The sequence below is a fragment of the Treponema sp. HNW genome (genome assembly GCF_050320395.1).
Taxonomy (GTDB): domain Bacteria; phylum Spirochaetota; class Spirochaetia; order Treponematales; family Treponemataceae; genus Treponema_C.
Map to the genome: position 1 here is coordinate 1471687 of NZ_CP144459.1, position 19768 is coordinate 1491454.

Genomic DNA, 19768 nt, shown 5'->3' on the forward strand with positions numbered 1-19768 from the left:
TTATCTTTTGTTCATAGGGGGCTTTTTCATATATGCACTTTATGCTATCATTGACAGGGAGGCTCTTGGCCATGAAAATTCTGATGATAAGCGCAGAAGCGGTACCCTTTGCAAAAACGGGCGGATTGGCCGATGCGGTTTCGGCTTTGGCAATCGCTTTGCATAAAGAAGGGCATGATGTGCGTATCCTTATGCCGCGCTATTACGGCATAGATAAATCAAAGCTGACACTGCTTGAAGGGCCGATGGGGCTTCCCGGCGGTTATAAAGAAGAATGGACGGCCGTCTATACGGCCGTCATGAGCGGCACAAAAAATCTTCGCGTATACTTTATCGACCATGAGCAGGCTTTCGGCCACGACGGCGTATACGGTACTGCCGACGAAAGCGATTTTCACGACAATCCCTACCGTTTTTCCATTTTATGCCAAGCAGCATTCCAGCTGTGCAAAAAGCTTTCGTGGTTTCCCGACATTATGCATGCACACGATTGGTCGGCAGCCCTCGTTCCGGTATTGCTCCGTTTTAACGAAAGACGGGGTGTTTTCGCAAAGACGGCAAGCGTTTTAACCGTTCACAATCTCGGCTATCAGGGCGTATACGGTAAACACAACTATCCTTTTTTAGGCCTTGCATGGGAACACTTTTACGCATCGGGCTTTGAAGACTGGGATAAAATCAACTTTTTAAAAGCCGGCCTTACAAGCGCCGATATGCTGACTACCGTATCGCCGACCTACGCCTCCGAAATACAGGGAAGCGAACAAGGCTTCGGTATGGACGGACTTTTACGAAGCCGTAAAGACGATTTGGTCGGCATTTTAAACGGCGTAGACACCGATGTGTGGAATCCGTCTTCGGACAAAAAAATTCCGGTACAATATTCGGTTAAAAGCTTGGCGAAAAAAAAGCAAAACAAAGCGGCCCTTCAAAAGGCAATGGGGCTTGAAGTCAACCCCGACGTTCCCCTCATTACGATGGTTACGCGGCTTGCCCACCAAAAGGGAATAGGGGAACTGTTCGGGCCGTCTTACGGCTGTGCCTACGATATGTGCACAAAGATGAATGTACAGTTTGCCGTTTTAGGTTCGGGCGAAAAATGGTGCGAACACGAATTGCTTGCACTCCAATCAAAACTGCCGAATTTGCGCTGCCGCATAGGATACGACGATGCCCTCAGTCATTTGATGGAAGCGGGCGCCGACTTTTTTCTTATGCCCAGCCGCTACGAACCCTGCGGTTTAAATCAAATGTATTCGCTTATATACGGAACCCTGCCGATTGTCCGGCGTACGGGCGGCCTTGCCGACACGGTTCAAAACTACAACGAAAAAACGGGCGAGGGAACCGGCTTTATGTTCGACTTATTAACCCCGCAAAGTATTTTCGATACGGTGGGCTGGGCCGTATATGCGTGGTATAATAAAAAAGAGCATATAGAACAAATGAAAAAGCGGGCTATGGCACAGCGTTTCGGCTGGGCGGAATCCGCACAAAAATACGAAGAGCTGTATAAAAAAGCTTTATTGAAAGTGTAAACGGGAGAAATTATGATTGCACCTGTCGTTAAATTGTTCAAAGCCTTGAACACAAACTCGCATCCGGGAGAAATAGCCCATGCGGCAAGCATAGGAATTTTGCTTGGGTTTGTACCGAAAAATAATGCGCTTTGGTACATTCTCTTTGTTTTTTTTCTGTTTGTCCGTATCCATAAGGGCACTCTCTTTTTGAGTATTTTACTGGGAACCCTTATAGCCCCTCTTTTTGATCCGCTTTTGGATGCGCTCGGGTATGCGGTGTTAAACATCGGAGCTTTAAAACCTGCGTACGCGGCTTTACTGGAGATTCCCTTTGTCGCATTTACGAAATTTAACAACACGATTGTTGCAGGTTCCCTTGCCGCAAGCCTGATACTGTATATTCCCGTATACATCTTAACAAGATTTCTTGTGTTTACATGGCGGAAATTCGCCGCTCCGGCTCTTGCACAAAATAAATTCGTTCAAGCCCTGTACAAAACTCCCTTAGCTGCCAAAATAGCCGGCTTTTTTACCGAGGTGGAATTATGAAAAAAGAACAAAAAAATATTCCCGCAAAAAGACTGCCTGCGCTTTTGAAAAAATCCTATACGGAAAAAGCGCTTGAAAAAAAGCTTTTAAAAAAGCTGTACATAAAAACCGACCGCGATTTTTTAGCCGCCCAATTTACGGCCGACGAAAAAGATCCGCTTAAAAAGCGCATTGCCGTAACCGAGTATTCGGCCGCCGACTTTATACGCTTAAAAAATCTTGCAAAGCAAATAAAGCGTCAAAAAGGGCGCATAAAACTTGTTCCTTTAGCGGCTGCTGCAGGCTTTATCGGTGCTGTAATTATCCTTACAGGACTTTTTAAAAATCCGATTGCAAAGCGTGTTTTAATAAACGTACTGCAAAAAGCCGCCGGAGCAAAGGTGGAAATCGCATCGGTCAATGTGGTAATTTTCAATTCCGCTTTAACCGTAAACGGCTTGGCGGTGGCGGATAAAAATGCGCCGATGAAAAACGTGTTCGAAGCCCAAAAGCTCGAAGCCGACTTTAACCTTGTGCAGCTTTTAAAAAAGCGCTTTGTCTGTGAAAACCTTGAAGTATCGGGCATGGCATTCGGCACCGAGCGCAAAACCTCGGGTGCTTTAGCAAAGCGTGAAAAAAAAGCCGAAAAAGAAAAAAACACGGATAAGGCCGAACCGGGTAAAACCGCAGCCTTTATGCAGGCACAGCAGCAAGCGGCTTTAGCCGAAGGACAACAAATTCTTGACTCGATGTTTGCTGCTTTAAATCCGCAAACCTTTTTGGACAATGCCCTTAAGCAGTTAAAAACGCCCGAAGAAGCGCAAAAGGCCCAAGAGCTGGCCGAACGGCTGATTCCCGTGTGGGAAAAACGCCCCGCCGAATTGGAAAGCTCCGTAAACGATTTCCGCTCAAGTGCCGAAAAGGTGCTTTCGCGCGATTATCAAGCGATAAAAGACATTGCGGAAATCAAGAGTGCTATAGAAGACTTAAATACGGCTATTCAAAACGGAAAAAAACTGTCCGCCTTAACCGAATCGACCGTCAAAGAATTGCAAACCGACAGCAAGGCGGTAAAAGATGCCGCCCGGCGCGCATCGGATGCGGTAAAGTCGGATACGGCCTTTATCAATAAAGAAATCGGTAAAATCAAGTCCTTTACGGTTGCCGACGGCAAAAACATATTTTCTCAAACGCTGAAAGCCGCCGCTTACGGTGCCTTAGGTAAATACTATCCCTATGCCGAAAAGGCTATGGAGCTGCTTTCGCGCGAAGATTTACAAAAAAAGACTAAAAAAGAAGTTAAAAAGCAAAGACAGCGGCGCATGAAGGGCCGCACAATCGAATACCGCGCAAACGTCTATCCGCGCTTTCTTATACAAAGGATGTTCGCAAGCGGCACGGGCTTTGAAAGCCGCCTCAGCGATATTTCAAGCGATCCGGACTTGTGGGGAAAGCCCGTTTCCTTTGAAGGAAGTTTGGATGAAGGGGCGGCCGGTTTGGGAACGGAACGAACGCATAAGGCGGACGGAATCGTCAATGCGGGAAAAAAATTAAAAGACCCGCTTTTTAAAGCCCTCTATTCGGGAAACGGCTATAAAGTTTCGTTTAATCCCGCATCCGTCATAATACAGACGGCTGAAGCTGCAGGCGGCGCCGTAGATACGGCGGGCATTCCTTCCTTTGCGGGAAGAGCGGCAATACGGGCGGGTATAAAAGCCGAAAAAGACGGACGCTTTGGAATCGAGGCGGATTTCGACTTCGACAAGGTACTGTTAAGCGCCCAAGATTTTGAGCCGGCCTTTATTTCGCGCATATACAACGAATCACTTGCGGCCGTACGGAATTTGCGGTTCAGTGTACAAAGCGAGTTTTCGCCTTCCGGCGCACGTATGGATATTCAAACCGATGCGGATAAGGTGTTTATCGCCGCCCTTCAAAAGGGAATTAATAAAGAGCTTGAAACGGTAAAAAAACAGGCAATACAACAAGCCCAAGCCGAATTGGAAAAATATACGGGGCCTTTAAACGACAAACTTGCAGTCTTCGGCGGCATAGAAAAAGGTATTATAAGTCAAAAAGAAGCGGTCGATTTAATTCAAAAAGAGCTTGAAAACCGCAAAAAAGAATTGACACAGCGTGCCGAAAATGCGGGAAAAGAAGCGCTTAACAAAGCGAAAGATAAGGCAGTCGATGCCGCCGCAGAAAAAGCAAAAGAAGCCGCCGGAGATGCCGCCAGCAAAGCTTTAAAGGGCTTATTCGGCCGATAGCCGATAGGGGCGGATAATGCAAAAGGTAACATGACAAGTAAGATAAAGCAGCTATTGTGCAGAAATAAACATGAAAATAAATGAACTTCTTCAAAATTTACAGCTAAATTGGCAAGAAGAACTGCAAAAAGATGAATGGTTTTTTGCAAAAGAACGAGATAAAATAAATAATTCGTTTACGGCAGAAGAATCTTTTAATGCTATAATGGAGGTTGTATTTTTTATACAGTCTGAAATAAATATTTATTTATGTACTGAACTTATTAATATTTTATATTTACTTATACGAAAAAGCGATACCACGGAAATCCCAAAAGGCTTTGTAACTAATCTTCAAGTTTTGAAGAGAAAATTAGCAAAAGATATGTATTCATTGAATATCATAAAAGAAATCGAATCCTATTATAGAATATTTATGGAGACATAAAATTATGAAACTATTTTTGAATGAAAAAGAGGTACGGAGTGTCAATCTACTTATAGATGTGATTGAAAATACGGAAAACGATTTTGATATTGAAATAAAACATAATGAAAAAAATTGGATACAATTTTTCAGAGAGAATACATATGTTTCGGTTGCAAAGTTTCAGGATGGAAAAATATATTATTGCAATGAATTGCAAAGTAGGAATATCAAAGAACTTATTGATATATACATAAGGAACCCTGCTTATCTTCAGTTGCGATGGAATACCCAAAGTGAGAAAACAAATAAAAATAAACAATCGTTGAAAACAACATGTTCTTCAGTACGAAATATATTTTTGATTTTTTTATTGTTGACAGTTATTCAAATTATTTTACTTTTAATAAGGGAAGGATATCAAGGTTCAATAATAATGAAATTATATAAATTCTATTTCAATCCTGCAATACATCCGAAGCAAAAAAGCTTACCTATTTTTACGGTAACGACTTTTTTATTATATATTATATATATAATAAAACTGAAAGTACAAAAAGCAAAGGCAAACCGCGTAAATACCTGTTCGAAAGGTTAGAAAAAAATGACCATATAAAGGGGGACGAATACGAGAGAGTAGAATACACGCCCTACGGAGAATACTGGATAGAAAAAAGAGCGCCGGAAAACAGAACATTGCCCTTTAAATTTACCGGTAAAGAGCGGGACGAAGCACGCACAATAGCCGGCGTCTTGTGCGTGGGACTATATTACTACGGCGCACGCTACCTGGACGCGAAAACATCACGCTGGTTGACCACAGACCCGGCGGTCGGGGAGTATGTTTCAGGAACGGAAAAAGGCGAAGGAGGGATTTATAATCAGGTAAACTTTAATCTTTACCACTATGCAGGAAATAACCCGGTTAAGTATACAGATCCGGATGGAAGAAGTGAACGCGATTACAGAGTAGTTGAATATACTATGGCAGTGGGAGGGGGAGTACAAGGAGCATTAATGAGTGGATTGAGAGGCGATATACTAGGAGCCTTAATAGGAGGTGTAGTAGGAGCCTCAAAAGGTTACAGTGCGGCAAAGGCTTTGCAAAACTATAATGGTCCTTTAAGAGATATGGAAAATGAGAAAGCGTTGAAAGAAGCTTTTGGAGAAGCAGGTGTTCGGAATCCTAAGGGTTTGGAAACATTTAAAATAGATGAAGCCGACGATTTCCATCAAGTTGAAGGTATAAGTATTACAAAACACAAAACAATTAAGGATGGTAAAGAAACAGGGGGTGAGATTATTTGGGATAATACAAACAACAAACCTGTTACAGATCCTAAAGCACGAGGAACCTTTAATCGCGGAAGAAATAATAATCCAATTACACATGGAGAAGATGTTTTGCTTTGGGGTTTATTAGGAACCGGTGAGGACGACCCTTCAAATATGGAAGATAGAGCAGGACAACTAATAAATTCCGGTATAAAAAGGGTTGGCGCTTTTTTAAACGATTTTCTTAAAAAGAAAACCGATACGGAGAATTAAAAAATGAAAAAGTTTTTTTATATTTTGTTTCTTCCGTTATTGTTATTGGTATCATGTTTGATTTACCCTGCAAAAACAAAAACATATTTTCATAATAATCATTCTGGTTTTATGTATGGTGTTAAAATATATGCTAATGTTTTTGGCCATATTGGAAATGGAGGTGATGTACCTCCTTATAAACTAATACTAACCTGTGATATTAAGAATTCATTATGTAAAACCGTTACTTTTGAAGAAGTTATTGTCAATAAAAATACATTTGAGTATAGAAGCAATGAATTATTTTCAACTACAGATTCTGAAGGGGAACGATATGATTTGCCGAAAGAATTTAATTTGGATGATATGGAAGACAGTACGCCAATATATATAAGTTTGAAAGTAACATTTGAATTATCCGATGGAAGTATCAAGGAAGAATGGTTGGGGTTTATATTATATCCTAAGTTCAAGACTCAATGGTTAAATTCTATGTTTTCGGTTTAAAAGAAAGGAGAATACTAAGGTGTCTCATAAAACCTTGCAGCGAAAGGGGAACGCCCGTATAATAAAAAATATGGCAGAAGGTACGCAAGTTTTTACAGACGCAACACAGAGCAGTCCGAGCGGCTGTAAAAAACTCGGTAAGCACGGCTCACGCAAGGGAGCCGTGCGGCGATGGGAGGGATATACAATACGGTGAACTTCCGTTTGTACCATTATGCGGACATCAGGCAGCGAAACGACAGCGAGCTTCAAGCCAATAATCCGGTGAAGTATATTGACCCGACAGGAAGAAGTGCCATTAAATATGAAATTAAAACGATGCAGAATTATAATGATAAATTCCGCTGGAAAAGTAGAACACGAAATGAGCCTGTCACAAAATCTGTGTAAATGGCATTTCCTAACAAAGTGGAAAGCGTCCCTCAAAAAGGATAGCGAACTGGTTGACCGCCGGTCCCCATTCCTTAATCGGCATAGTCCACTTTGCGCTCGCATTCTTAATCGCAAGGTACATCACCTTATATATCGAATCGTCATCGGGAAAACTTGATTTATTGCGCGTGACTTTGCGCAGGGAAAAGTTCAGGCTCTCAATGAGCCTGTCACAAAATCTGTGTAAATGGCATTTCCTAACAAAGTGGAAAGCGTCCCTCAAAAAGGATAGCGAACTGGTTGACCGCCGGTCCCCATTCCTTAATCGGCATAGTCCACTTTGCGCTCGCATTCTTAATCGCAAGGTACATCACCTTATATATCGAATCGTCATCGGGAAAACTTGATTTATTGCGCGTGACTTTGCGCAGGGAAAAGTTCAGGCTCTCAATTGCATTTGTCGTGTAGATGACACGGCGGATGCTGTCCGGGTACGAGAAGAACTCCGTCAGCTCGTTCCAGTTACGCTGCCATGAGGCCGAAATCATCGGGTACTTGCCGTCCCATTTTTTTCCAAAATCTTCAAGCGCTTCACGTCCGCTGTCTGCGTTCACTGCACAGTAGATTTCCTTCAAGTCGCGGCAGACTTGCTTCAAATCCTTGTAAGAAACAAACTTCGTCGAGCTTCGGATCATGTGCACTATGCAATGCTGGATGTGAGTGTCCGGAAAAATTGCTCTGAGCGCGTCGGGGAACCCGGTAAGCCCGTCCATGCAGGCTATGAGAATGTCATTTGTACCCCGGTTCTTTATGTCAGTCAGCACACTCATCCAGAACTTCGCTCCTTCCGTGTCAGCAAGCCACAGCCCCAAAACCTCTTTTTTGCCTTCCCAGTTTATTGCCAGAGCAACATACAGGGCTTTGTTGACGTTCTTGCCGTCCTGTCTTGAGTTTACTCGTAAGGCATCGAGGAAAAGTATCGGGTAAGACTTCTCAAGCGGGCGATTGCGCCACTGGCGAACATCCTCAATGACTGATTCGGTCACTCGAGAAATTAATTCCGGTGAAACTTCCACCCCATAGATATTCTGCAGGTGCCGTTGTATGTCGCGGCAGCTCATCCCGAATGAGTACATCGAGATAATCTGGTCGTTGAACAAGGGGGCACGTCTGTCGTGTTTAGGGATTATCAGCGGCTCGAATGTGCTATTACGGTCGCGCGGTACCTCGATTTCTACCGTGCTGTTGTCGTTCATGATTACGGACTTGTCCGTGTAGCCGTTTCTACTGTTGCCCGAGTTGTCCCCTGCATTGTCATGCTTTGCATAGCCGAGGTGCTCATCCAGCTCTGCCTGCAACGCCCGCTCATAAAAGCGCTTTGTAATTTGACGTAATAGTCCGTCCTGACCGGTAAGCTCATCCTTGGTCATTCCGTGGAAATCAATCCGATCGAGCATCTGATCGATTGCGTCCTTCTCTTTCTTGTTTTTTCTGGCTGTCATATACTCCTCCTAGAGTATCATATTTTCAGCCATTTACACAAATATTTTTACAGGGCCCACGAATAGGTATTTCCGGACTTGATGGCCAAAATATTCAAAAAATCGGATCAAGCAATTTTGATGCCGACCGAAATTATTCAACTGAAGGTGATGTTGGAAAAATAAAAAGAGTACTTATTATAGGAGAATAAAAATGAAAAAATACTTTGTGATAATCAGTTTTTTGTCTTTATTGCTTACGTTGTACGGACAATCAATTTCCGATTTTTCAATTATAAATATGAATAATAATCGGATATATAATTTTTATGATAACCCTGCTGTCTTTTTTTCCTGTATTGATGAGGATGCAGATTTTTTAAAGATAGAAAAGGGAAATTCAAAGGAATTCCAAGTAAAAGATTTATATAAAGGAAGGATTTGGCATATGGAAATTCCCTTGAGCGAATCTTATAGAATGTATTATGAACAATTTGTACAAAACCCGGAAAAGTACTTTTATTTTAGTTATTTGGAAGTCTTTAAGGGATTTAAAACAATACGCGGTGTATGTATCGGTGATAAAATTGAAAATGTAATTAAAGCGTATCCTGATGCGGTTTTTTATAAAAAAACTTCAAAAAACAGTACATGGCAATCCGGAGATTCTCTTTGGGGAAATGAAATAAAAGTCGACATCAATAATCTTCCTAAGAATTTGGGATATATTGTTTTACGACAATCTTTTTTTCAGTATAATAGGACAACGGAAACGAATTGGCCTATGCATTATTATCTTATTTTTGTGCTTGATAAAGAAAAAAGAGTTTCATCAATAATTTTAACGAAAATTGTAGATGCCGTATAGATACAGCATATAGTCAATATATTTATTCTTCCGTAACTTCCCTTGCCCTCACTCTATTATGCTTTCAAGGAGTTCTTCGGCGCTCAGAGAATAAAAGGCGGTGTGCAGTTGTTGTTTTTCGATGAGCTCGGCGAGGGTCTGCTTTTCGTAAGGGATGCCGCACAGGGCTTTTTCCACGGCTTCTATATCGCCCGAAGCAAAAAAATCGCCGTATATTTTGCAGTTTTCGATTATGCCCTTTTTTACCGACAAGTTTACGGCGATTCCGCCCGAAGCAAAGCGTTTTTTGCGCTCTATATTAAAGGCGGGGGAAGTGCCGTAATTCCATTCCCAGGTACGGAACTTTTTATCGGCAATTTCTTCAATACGCCGAATGTCGGAAAAAGAGGGGCGGTACACCGAAGCTCCCGTTTGTAAAATGCTTTGTACCATAAAGTCCCGAAAAGCCGTTTCATTCATCGGAGTTTTCAAATGGTCTGCAATCCTCGTAACCCGCTCGCGCACGGACTTAATCCCCTTTGAAACGATTTTATCGTCGGAAACGCTGATGCTTTTTACCAAAGCTTCCAAATCGGTTGCAAAAAGAATGGAACCGTGGTGCACCATCGCATTTTGCCTGCGGAATTGAGCGTTTCCCGAAATCTTTTTGCCTTCGATAAATAAATCGTTTCTCCCGCCGAATTCCGCGCGGAGCCCCGCCTTTTGCATAGCCTCTACGACGGGCTCGGTAAAATGCCGAAAACCGCAGGCGTTTTTATCGTAATTTTTTACGATAAACGAAAACTGCCATGTTTTTTCGTCGGTGTAAATGGTTCCGCCTCCCGAATTGCGGCGCACAATGTGCAAACCGTTTTGCTCGGCATAGGAAGTATTTATTTCTTCAACCGTGTTTTGAAAGCGCCCAATCATGAGGGTGGGCTTTGTGCGCCAAAACATAAAAAGATTGTCGTCGCCTATATCTTTTTCGCCCATAAAGTATTCTTCGGCGCCGAAGTTAAAACAGGGGTCGGTATTGTCGTGTTCAATATATGTCATGCGTTTTCACATAAAGCTTCCGAAGCATTGTAGGAACTGCGCACAAAGGGCGCACTTGCAACGTAACGGAAGCCCTTTTTAAGGCCGATTTTTTTGTATTCGGCAAATTGTTCGGGTCTCACGTATTCGGCAACTTCGATATGGGAGGTAGAAGGCCGTAGATACTGACCGATTGTCATAATATCGCAGCCCGCATTCCGCACATCGTCCATAAGCTTTAAAACCTCGTCCTTCGTTTCTCCCAAGCCGACCATAATCCCTGTTTTGGTAAAAATATCCGGATAATTCCGCTTTGCATATGCCAAAACCTTCAGCGAGCGCTCATAGCGGGCTTGGGGACGCACGGAAGGGTAGAGGCGCTCAATCGTTTCGACATTGTGATTCAATACATCGGGGCGCGCCTGCAGCACCCTGTCCAAAAGCTCTTCTTTTGCGTGCATATCGGGAATAAGCACTTCGACTTTTACGCCGGGGCATAAAGAGTGAATCGCTTCTATAGTTTGCGCAAAATGTTCGGCCCCCTCGTCGGGTAAATCGTCGCGCGTAACGCTTGTAATAACCGCGTATTTAAGGCGCAGTTTTTGTACCGCCTCTGCAACGTGAAGGGGCTCGGCCGTATCGACGGGCGAGGGGGGAGCGCATTCCACATTGCAAAAGCGGCAGTTTCTCGTACACTGCCTGCCCAAAATCATAAAGGTTGCCGTTCCCTTTTTATAACACTCGCAAAGGTTGGGGCAGGCGGCCTCCTTGCACACCGTATTGAGCGACAGCTCTTTCATCAACAAAGCGACTTCCGATAAATCGGTTTCGCGGTACTTTATTTTTAACCATTCGGGCTTTTTTAAATCCATGCTGCTTCCGTTTTGTATTGTTCTCCCGCTTATTCTACACCCTGCAAGTCGTCCGTTTTAAGCAGTTTTGCAAAACCGTAGGTATCGGTAACCATAACGCCTTCGGGTGTAACGGTAATCGGTGTTCCCGGAAGAACATATACATTCGATTTTAAAACCTGCTTTAAATCGGCATCGTATTTTGCAGCCGTATAATTTTTTCCGTCCTGAACGACTACATAGTAAAAATCGCCCTCTTTTACCAGTACCGAATCGGGAGCAAGCTCTTCTTCGCTTTGAGCGATTATTTCCATATTTTTGGAATCGAGCTTAACCAATTTTACCGCCGCATTGCCGCCCGTTTTTCCCGCAACCGCTATATAGTCCTTTCCCGAAAGATAGATAACGCGGTTTCTGATAACGCTAACGGGCGATTCTTTAACGGTGCGGCCGGTTTTCGTATCAACTAAAACCATAGCCGAAAGTTTTTCTTTTTCATTGGTGATTTTAAGACCGTAGGCGGCTTTGATAACCTCATCCAAACCGGCACTTTCGCGTATAAGCTGCTGTTGGTCCTTGGCAATATCTATGCGTTCCTTTTGGGCTTCGGTTTGCTTTTTATCGGCGGTTTGCTGCGCTTCTTCAGCCTTTTTTTCGTAAATTTCGACGGCTTTAATCATTTCGGCGGTTTTTTCTTCCTGCTTTTCGGCCGCTTTTTTTACCTCATCGGCTTTTTTTTGTGCTTCCTTATCGCCGGGCTTTGCTTCGGCTTCTTTTTGAGCCTTTACCGCTTCCTTCTTTAACTCTTCGCTCTTTTTCTTTTCGACCGCGGCTTCTTTTTTTACTTCAACGGCCTTCTTTTGCGCTTGTTCGGCCTTAACTTGAGATTTTTCGGCTTCTTTTTCTTTTATCGTTACCATGTTTTTGCGCTCATCGATTCCCTTACCGCTTTCTTCTTTTAACGATTCGATAACCTTCGTATCCGAAATCACCGAGGTATCGACGGTTCCCGTATCTCCTGCAAGAACATCGGAAAGGGGAATGACAATCTGTGTTTTTCCCGGCCATTCGGCATAATTAAGCGATAACCCCGCCTTATCGGCGCTCAGGTTTGAGGTAACAATCTTTTTATACTTTTGATTAAAGGCATCCATATTGCCGCGGTACACCGCATTGTATACGGTAACAAAGACAGCCAGGGTTTCGGCGTCTTTTCGGCTGTAACCGTAGGCTGCTTCCAAATATGCGGCTATAATGCGCCGAACATTGTCCACGTGATCGACAATCGCCTGATCGCCCAAAATCAATATGTCGGCATCGAGCTTTTCCTTTACCGAAGGATCGACCGCGTGAATGATATGGTAGCGACTTAGCTGACCCGCCCTGCTTTGTTCGGCGGAATTTTGTGCAACGCTTACCGCCAAACCGCTTCCGATACTGCGGATTTGCTCTGCAGTATTGATGATTTTATGCGGTCCCGCATAGTTTATAAATACGACCGAAGAAGCGGTCCCCGCCGATTCTATTTCGGCCCTGTCGACTTCCAAGGCAAAAAGCATGACACAGCAAAATATAAAAGCGCTCAAAACAATCAGGTATTTTTTCATCATATCCTCCGAAGCCGGAACCGCCTCAAAAGCATTCAATATCGGACAGCCGGCTTATACAGTATAATGCAAAAATCGTTAAAATACCAGCCCTTTTTTTTTATAAACCGTCAAGCACGCAAAGAAATTATATAACAGTTTTATAATTTTTATTAATCTCTGCGTTCCTTGCGGTCTTAGCGGTAAACTACAAACCGCCAAGCACGCAAAGAGCGCAAAGAATTTCCGAAAAAACTTTTCTTAAAACTCTGCGTTCCTTGCGGTCTTAGCGGTAAACTGTAAACCGTGAAGAGTGCGCAACAAGTACTTGACGCTTTTTTTGTATTAGTGTATAGTGGGTTCCGTTGCAAATCGGTTTTAACCAATGCCAACTTAGCTCAGCCGGTCCAGAGCACGTGATTTGTAATCTCGGGGTCCAGGGTTCGAATCCCTGAGTTGGCTTACCGCTGAGCAAAAAAACGGGGAGGTTCCCGAGCGGTCAAAGGGGGCAGACTGTAAATCTGTTGGCTCCGCCTTCGAAGGTTCGAATCCTTCTCTCCCCAAAAGCCTAATTCGTTTATTAACGGGTTAGGCTTTCTTTTTATTCTTTTAGGAAAAAGTCCCTATGAACGATCCGTTTTATGCAAAAGGATTATGCTTTTCCTGTAAACGCTGTTCTCATTGCTGCCGTATCGATCCCGGCTGTGTGTGCCTGTCGAAAAGTGATTTGACAAATCTCTGTAAATGGTTTAATTTAAAAGAAGCGGAATTTATACGCTTATTTTGCCGCTTTGTGTATAATTCGCAGGGGAAAGAGGTGCTTTCTTTAAAAGAAAAACCTGATTACGATTGTATTTTGTGGGATAAAGGCTGTACGGCATACGGGGCACGCCCCCTGCAATGTTCAACCTATCCGTTTTGGCCCTTTATACTGGAAAGCAGACAAAGCTGGGATAAAGAAGCCGCCTATTGCCCGGGAATAAACACGGGAGAACTGCATACTGCACCTGCAATCGAAAAAAACCTTGCCTTATACCGGCACAATATTCCGCTCACACGAGAGGACATAAGGCCTTTTACAGAGGAAACGGAACTATGAAAATACGTTTTTGGGGAGTCAGGGGTTCGATTGCAACTCCCATATCGGCGGCTCAAATACAATCGAAAATCGTTGCCGTTGTCGCCGCAATTTCCGCCCGCGACATTGAATCCGAAAATGCACGCCAAAGCTTTATCGCAAACCTCCCGGAATACATATACGGTACCATAGGCGGAAACACCGCCTGTTTGGAAATTAAAAATGAAAGCGGCGACCGCATTATTTTGGATGCGGGAACCGGAATCCGCGCATGCGGTAAGCAGTACGTGCATGAAAAAAACGCGGTATATCATTTGCTTTTTTCGCATTTCCACTGGGATCACATCCAGGGTTTACCCTTTTTTGACCCCGCATATAAACCCGGTACAACCCTAAACATCTATTCCGATTATCCGAATATGCGCCGCTTTTTGCGCGAACAAATGCAGCCTCCGTATTTTCCCGTAAAAATGGAGGCCCTGACAAAAAATATCGTATGGCATGATATTAAAGACAACGTCCCGTTTAAAATAGGCAGTACGGAAGTTATGACAAAGTCCATGTTCCATCCGGGAGGTTCCCACGCCTATTTATTCATGGAAAACGGCAAACGCTTTATCTACGCAACCGATGTGGAATTGCAACAGCGCGATTTTCAACGCACCGAAGAAAATGCCGCTTTTTTTGAAAATACCGACGTTTTGGTTTTGGACTCTCAATATACGATTGAAGAAACCGCCCAAAAAGAAGGGTGGGGGCATTCGGCCTTTTGTTATGCAATCGATTTTGCGGTTTTTTGGAATATCCGTCACCTTTATTTGTTTCATCACGAACCCATGTACGACGATAAAAAAATACACACGATTTTAAAATCGGCTCAATGGTATTCCGATTACGTATGCGGCGGCAAGGTTATCGTACACTTGGCTATGGAAGGCCGGGAAATCGATTTATGAACGGCAAGGCCTATGAATACGCCTTTTCACTCGGAGAAATAAAAGAATTGGTTTTGATGTTGCGCCGGCAAGAGGATGTTTTACCGCATGAATTGCGCCGCCTCTTTTCTTTCCTTGAATCAAGCGTATATGATACCATGACGATTGAAGAAGCTGAAAGGTTTTTTAATGGCACATAAGAAAAAACAAACAGTATGGTTTATTGCGCTTTTTATTTTTGCCTCCATTGCGGCAGCTGCGTGCTTTTGCGCATACCGCATCTGTATTCCCCTTGAATCTCAAAGCGGAACAAAGGCTCATACCGAATACCGTATCATTGTTCCCAGCGGCGCCACGCTGCGCACCGTTGCCCGCGATTTGAAAAAAAACGGCATTATAAGTTCGCCCGATTTTTTTTATTTTTACGGATGCATAAAGGGCGTCTTTTTAAAGGCGGGTATTTATAAGGTTAATGCGGGCATGTCAATTCCCGAAATTTGCGCAGTGCTTGAATCGGGAAAACAGGAATACATTGCCGTTTCTTTAAGCGAGGGCCTTACAATCCGTAAAATTGCCGAAATCCTCGAAAAAAACGGGATAACTTCAGCCGACGATTTTATAAAGGCGGCATCTTCGCGCGCTCTTTTAAGCGAATTCGGCATTCCTGCTGACAGTTTTGAAGGCTATCTTTTCCCCGATACCTATAACCTCGATTACGGCATGAGTCCGGAGCGGGTAGTGCGCATTTTGGCTTCAACTTTTTTTGAAAAAATAAAAAAGCTCGAAGCTCTAAACGGAAAAAGCGCGCGCGAACTGCACGATACGGTTATTTTGGCTTCCATTGTGGAGCGCGAGTACCGCCTTGAAGAAGAAGCTCCGCTTATTGCAAGCGTTTTTACCAACCGCTTAAAACGGAATATAGGCCTGTATTCATGTGCCACCCTCGTCTATGTGTTGACCGAAATTGAAGGCCGTGCTCATCCCGATGTCGTTAAAATTGAAGATACGAAAATCGATAATCCCTATAATACCTATAAATGGGCGGGCCTTCCTCCGGGTCCCATATCGAATCCCGGCTTAACCGCCTTGAAGGCCGCCGCATCGCCTCCTCAAACAAAGTACTACTATTTCAGACTGACCGATGCCGAGCGCGGCAGACACGTGTTCAGTGAAACCTTTGACGGGCACAAAGAGGCGGCCCCCGTTGTAACAAAGAGGGCGGCACACTGATGCCGAAATTTTCGCCGCAAACCATAGATGAAATAAACGCACGTACCGATATGGTTGCTCTGGTAAGCGAATATACGCGTTTGGAACGGCGGGGTGACGAATGGTGGGGCTGCTGTCCCTTTCACAACGAAAAAACGCCCTCTTTCCATGTAAATGCCGAACGCAAAATGTACCACTGTTTCGGCTGCGGAGCAGGCGGCGGCCTCATTAATTTTTACATGGAAACCGAAAAGGTAAGCTATTCGGATGCCGTACGCTTTTTGGCAAAAAAATGCGGAGCCGAACTTATCTATGAGGGCAGCTTCAATGCAAAAAACGAAAAGCCCGAAGAAAATAAAAAAGAACGGTTTATCGACCTGTACGGACGTGTAAGCGGGACCTACGGCTTTTTTTTAACCTCATCCGATATGGGGAAAAAGGCCCTCGATTATCTGAAAGCGCGCGGCGTTACCGATTCATCTATAGAAGAGTTCGGGCTCGGGTTTTCCCCCGCCGACAGGCGCTGGCTTAAACATTTTTTACGATCAAAAAACTACAGCGACGCCTTTCTTGAAGAATCCGGCCTTTTTTCAAAAAAATATCCGGATATATCCTTTTTTTCCAACCGCCTTATGTTCCCCATTTGGGACAGACGCGGCAGGGTTATCGCCTTCGGAGCACGCCTTTTGGAAGGCGAGGGGCCCAAATACATCAATTCGGGTGATTCCGTCCAGTATAAAAAGGGGGAGACCCTCTATGCCTTTCATCTTGCAAAGCAAAAAATACGGAGCGAAAAAGCGGTTATCCTCTGCGAAGGCTATATGGACGTTATCGCCTACCATCAGGCGGGCTTAAAACAGGCGGTAGCCCCGCTGGGAACGGCTTTAACAAAAGAACAGATACACATGCTTTCTTCTTTCGCGGATACCTTTTATCTTTCCTTCGATTCGGATACGGCGGGGCAAAATGCAACCTATAAGGCAATCCTCCTGTGCCGCAAACACGGCATTTCCGTAAAAATCATTGTCTTTGACGAGGGAAAAGATCCTGCCGAAATTCTTTTAAAGTCGGGGCCTGAAACCTTGACAAAACACGTAGAAAATGCTATATTAGATAGTGATTTTTTGTTATCAGCTCTAATGCGTCAATACCCGGCTCATACGCCCGAAGGCAAAACGAAGATATGTTTGGCTTATTTTCCGTATTTAGACGCCCTACAGTCCGATATACACAGAGAATCATGTTTTGAACAATTATGCCAGGCATTGCAGTTAAAACCTGAAGCGGTAAGAGCGGATTATGAAAATCGGAAATCCGGAAAAACAAAGCCGGAGGGGGGGGATACGGAACATCGTCTAAGCGCACATTTTAAACCCAATGCCGAAATGCGTTCCGTACTCGCCGTTATTGCAAATCCCGATTATTTTTCTTTAATGCGTTCTTCTCTTAATGCCGATGATTTTGATGATGCCCGGGCTCGGGATATGTTCGTTACATTGGAAGAGTGTTTTCGGGAAGATGCGGTCAGTTCGGACAGTATATTGCGGCGCTGCAGCGGTGAAGTGCGTGCGATGGTAACCGGAGCGGTTACATCCGGGGAATTTACCCTTAATTCCCGCCAGGCAGTTGAAGACGGTATACGATTAATCCGCAAAAACAGTTTGGAGCGCAGACGGGATCGTATCGGTACCAAGATACGCGCCCTTCAGGGTTCCGCTCCCGATACACGCCAAGAGCTGGATGCTCTTATAAATGAAAAAATGAACATAGATTTTGAATTACAGCAATTAAAGGGTGTGCAAACATGACAGAGCACGATCAAGATTTGGGATTGGATCCTGCAGTCGTAAAGCTTATCGAACATGCAAAAGCAAAGCAAATAATCACTTGGGATGAGGTAAGCGATTTTTTACCCCAGGAAGTGCTTATTTCCGACCGCATGGAAGAAATTCTGGTCTTATTGCAAAAAAACAATATACAGCTTATTGAAGACGATCCGACGGAAGAAGAAGACCCTGAAGATTTGATGGAAGACGACACCGTTACCGATGAAATTAAAATAGATGACAGCAGACGTAAGCACCTGGTAAACAACGAAAAAGATTCGGGAAGCGACGACCCCATTCGCCTGTATTTGCGTGAAATAGGTAAAGAGCATTTATTAACCGCCGAACAGGAAGTCCAGCTGTCAAAAAAAATGGAAGACGGCGAAAATATCATAAAAAACGTTATAAAAAATTCGGGTATGATGATTCCCGAATTTTTTATGCTTGCCCAAAAAGCCTATACACGCATAGATATTCATGAAACGGGCCGTCCGCGTAAAGAAATCAATGAAGAAATGGCGGAAAAACGGCGCTTGCGCGCAGCTTACGGCGAGCATTTAAAGCCCATTGTAGCCGAAATGCGCCAATACGTTTTGTTAAAAAAACAGCTTTATGAAGCGGATTCGGCTAAAAACATCTTTGAAGATGAAGAATTGGTTAAACTGCGCAAAAGCATCCTGCCGCTTTTGCAAAACATCGATATTCAATCCGAAGAAATAGAGCGTTTTTCGGCGCGTTTTATCGATGCAACGTCGAAAATCCGGGAATACCGCCACCGTCAGGAGCGTAAAGCAAAAGAACTGCGCATAAGCGAATACGGGCAGCTTCGCAGTCTCGGTAAAAAGGTTGCCATAAAATCGGAACGCACAAAACTCGAGCAGGAATTGGGTATGAGCGCCGATGAAATCCGCGATATTTACACCCAAATTCAAAAAATAGACCGCAAACTGCGCCGCCTTGAGTGCGAATTCGAAAACAACGTACAGGATATTATGGCTATGGCCCAGGAAATAGACGCGGGCCGCAAAATGATGGAAGAAGCGAAAAACCGCCTCATCAATGCCAACCTGCGTTTGGTTGTATCCATTGCAAAAAAATACACAAACCGCGGCTTACAGCTGTTCGATTTGATTCAGGAAGGAAACATCGGCCTTATAAAGGCGGTTGAAAAATTCGAATACCGCAAGGGTTATAAATTCTCCACCTATGCGACTTGGTGGATTCGCCAAGCCATTACACGAAGTATTTCGGATCAGGCGCGTACCATCCGCGTTCCCGTTCATATGATAGAGCAAATCAACAAGGTGGTACGCGAATCGAGGCAGCTTATGCAGCGTTTGGGCAGAGAACCCAGCGATGAAGAAATTGCAAATCAGCTCGGCTGGCCCGTGTCGCGCGTTAAACAGGTTAAAAACGTTGCACGGGAGCCTATTTCCCTCGAAACGCCGATCGGAGAAGAAGAAGATTCGCTTTTGCGCGACTTTATCGAGGATAAAGAAGTTGAAAATCCGGCTATTAAAACCGCATATACCCTCCTTCAGGAACAGGTGCAGGGCGTTTTATCGACCCTTCCGCCGCGTGAACAGGAAGTGCTTAAAATGCGTTTCGGTTTGGAAGACGGCTATTCTCTTACCCTTGAAGAAGTGGGCTTATATTTTAACGTTACACGCGAGCGCATACGTCAAATTGAGGCAAAAGCCCTTCGCCGTCTCAGACACCCGAGGCGTTCAAAGGGATTACGCGATTATATAGACATTTAAGCGATAATAGTATATAAAGATAACATTGAT

The 19768-nt window shown here is 44.0% G+C and carries 19 protein-coding genes and 2 tRNA genes; 16 read left to right on the forward strand and 5 right to left on the reverse strand.

The genetic code is table 11. From position 1 onward, the window contains the following. The first annotated feature begins 71 nt into the window (after positions 1–71). From glgA to V1L52_RS06765, 7 genes are all read left to right on the forward strand, one after another. On the forward strand, positions 72–1538 hold the full coding sequence (gene glgA, locus V1L52_RS06735) for a glycogen synthase GlgA (RefSeq protein WP_428768153.1): 1467 nt from the start codon (positions 72–74) through the stop codon (positions 1536–1538). 12 nt (positions 1539–1550) lie between these two features. Beyond that, entirely contained in the window at positions 1551–2069 is a 519-nt protein-coding gene (locus V1L52_RS06740; RefSeq protein ID WP_428768155.1) for a TIGR03546 family protein, read from the forward strand. After that, a complete protein-coding gene (locus V1L52_RS06745; RefSeq protein ID WP_428768157.1) occupies positions 2066–4315 on the forward strand; it encodes a TIGR03545 family protein in 2250 nt (749 codons plus the stop codon). The genes V1L52_RS06740 and V1L52_RS06745 overlap by 4 nt, the downstream gene beginning before the upstream one ends. Before the next feature lie 70 nt (positions 4316–4385). Further along, a complete protein-coding gene (locus tag V1L52_RS06750; protein ID WP_428768159.1) occupies positions 4386–4742 on the forward strand; it encodes a hypothetical protein in 357 nt (118 codons plus the stop codon). 4 nt (positions 4743–4746) lie between these two features. Continuing rightward, a complete protein-coding gene (locus V1L52_RS06755) occupies positions 4747–5319 on the forward strand; it encodes a hypothetical protein (RefSeq protein WP_428768160.1) in 573 nt (190 codons plus the stop codon). Between the two features lie 98 nt (positions 5320–5417). Continuing rightward, positions 5418–6269, forward strand: a complete 852-nt coding sequence (locus V1L52_RS06760; protein ID WP_428768162.1) for an RHS repeat-associated core domain-containing protein — start codon at positions 5418–5420, stop codon at positions 6267–6269. 3 nt (positions 6270–6272) lie between these two features. Beyond that, positions 6273–6758: a hypothetical protein gene (locus V1L52_RS06765; RefSeq protein ID WP_428768163.1), complete on the forward strand. Its 486-nt coding sequence runs from the start codon at positions 6273–6275 to the stop codon at positions 6756–6758. Between the two features lie 400 nt (positions 6759–7158). Here V1L52_RS06765 and V1L52_RS06770 read toward each other — a convergent pair whose 3' ends face one another. Further along, the gene (locus V1L52_RS06770) at positions 7159–7482 is read right to left on the reverse strand and encodes a transposase (RefSeq protein ID WP_428768165.1); all 324 of its coding nucleotides are present in this window, start codon (positions 7480–7482) and stop codon (positions 7159–7161) included. Continuing rightward, the gene (locus V1L52_RS06775) at positions 7388–8587 is read right to left on the reverse strand and encodes an IS256 family transposase (protein ID WP_428771794.1); all 1200 of its coding nucleotides are present in this window, start codon (positions 8585–8587) and stop codon (positions 7388–7390) included. Before V1L52_RS06775 ends, V1L52_RS06770 begins: the two co-directional genes overlap by 95 nt. Before the next feature lie 238 nt (positions 8588–8825). On the opposite strand from V1L52_RS06775, the gene V1L52_RS06780 reads away from it, so the two are divergent. Then, entirely contained in the window at positions 8826–9479 is a 654-nt protein-coding gene (locus V1L52_RS06780; RefSeq protein ID WP_428768167.1) for a hypothetical protein, read from the forward strand. Between the two features lie 48 nt (positions 9480–9527). Here V1L52_RS06780 and V1L52_RS06785 read toward each other — a convergent pair whose 3' ends face one another. Genes V1L52_RS06785 through V1L52_RS06795 form a run of 3 tightly spaced genes read right to left on the reverse strand, consistent with a single transcriptional unit; the run spans position 9528 to position 12951 of the window. After that, a complete protein-coding gene (locus V1L52_RS06785; protein ID WP_428768169.1) occupies positions 9528–10514 on the reverse strand; it encodes a lipoate--protein ligase in 987 nt (328 codons plus the stop codon). Continuing rightward, positions 10511–11365, reverse strand: a complete 855-nt coding sequence (lipA, locus tag V1L52_RS06790) for a lipoyl synthase (RefSeq protein ID WP_428768171.1) — start codon at positions 11363–11365, stop codon at positions 10511–10513. The genes V1L52_RS06785 and lipA overlap by 4 nt, the downstream gene beginning before the upstream one ends. Before the next feature lie 29 nt (positions 11366–11394). Beyond that, complete coding sequence (locus V1L52_RS06795) at positions 11395–12951, reverse strand: P83/100 family protein (protein WP_428768173.1); 1557 nt, start codon at positions 12949–12951, stop codon at positions 11395–11397. Positions 12952–13317: 366 nt separating this feature from the next. Between V1L52_RS06795 and V1L52_RS06800 the strand changes: the two genes are divergently transcribed. The 8 genes from V1L52_RS06800 to rpoD all read left to right on the forward strand — a co-directional run bounded on the left by V1L52_RS06800 (position 13318) and on the right by rpoD (position 19738). Then, a tRNA-Thr gene (locus tag V1L52_RS06800) sits at positions 13318–13392 on the forward strand. 19 nt (positions 13393–13411) lie between these two features. Beyond that, positions 13412–13493, forward strand: a tRNA-Tyr gene (locus tag V1L52_RS06805). A gap of 62 nt (positions 13494–13555) precedes the next feature. Continuing rightward, positions 13556–14029: a YkgJ family cysteine cluster protein gene (locus tag V1L52_RS06810; protein ID WP_428768175.1), complete on the forward strand. Its 474-nt coding sequence runs from the start codon at positions 13556–13558 to the stop codon at positions 14027–14029. Next, positions 14026–14964, forward strand: a complete 939-nt coding sequence (locus V1L52_RS06815; protein WP_428768177.1) for an MBL fold metallo-hydrolase — start codon at positions 14026–14028, stop codon at positions 14962–14964. The genes V1L52_RS06810 and V1L52_RS06815 overlap by 4 nt, the downstream gene beginning before the upstream one ends. Further along, the gene (locus V1L52_RS06820) at positions 14961–15143 is read left to right on the forward strand and encodes a hypothetical protein (protein ID WP_428768179.1); all 183 of its coding nucleotides are present in this window, start codon (positions 14961–14963) and stop codon (positions 15141–15143) included. The genes V1L52_RS06815 and V1L52_RS06820 overlap by 4 nt, the downstream gene beginning before the upstream one ends. Beyond that, on the forward strand, positions 15133–16173 hold the full coding sequence (gene mltG / locus V1L52_RS06825) for an endolytic transglycosylase MltG (protein WP_428768181.1): 1041 nt from the start codon (positions 15133–15135) through the stop codon (positions 16171–16173). The genes V1L52_RS06820 and mltG overlap by 11 nt, the downstream gene beginning before the upstream one ends. After that, positions 16173–17960 (forward strand): DNA primase, encoded by a 1788-nt coding sequence (gene dnaG / locus V1L52_RS06830; protein WP_428768183.1) that lies wholly within the window; start codon positions 16173–16175, stop codon positions 17958–17960. The genes mltG and dnaG overlap by 1 nt, the downstream gene beginning before the upstream one ends. Beyond that, positions 17957–19738, forward strand: a complete 1782-nt coding sequence (rpoD, locus tag V1L52_RS06835; protein ID WP_428768184.1) for an RNA polymerase sigma factor RpoD — start codon at positions 17957–17959, stop codon at positions 19736–19738. The genes dnaG and rpoD overlap by 4 nt, the downstream gene beginning before the upstream one ends. Positions 19739–19768 lie beyond the last annotated feature (30 nt).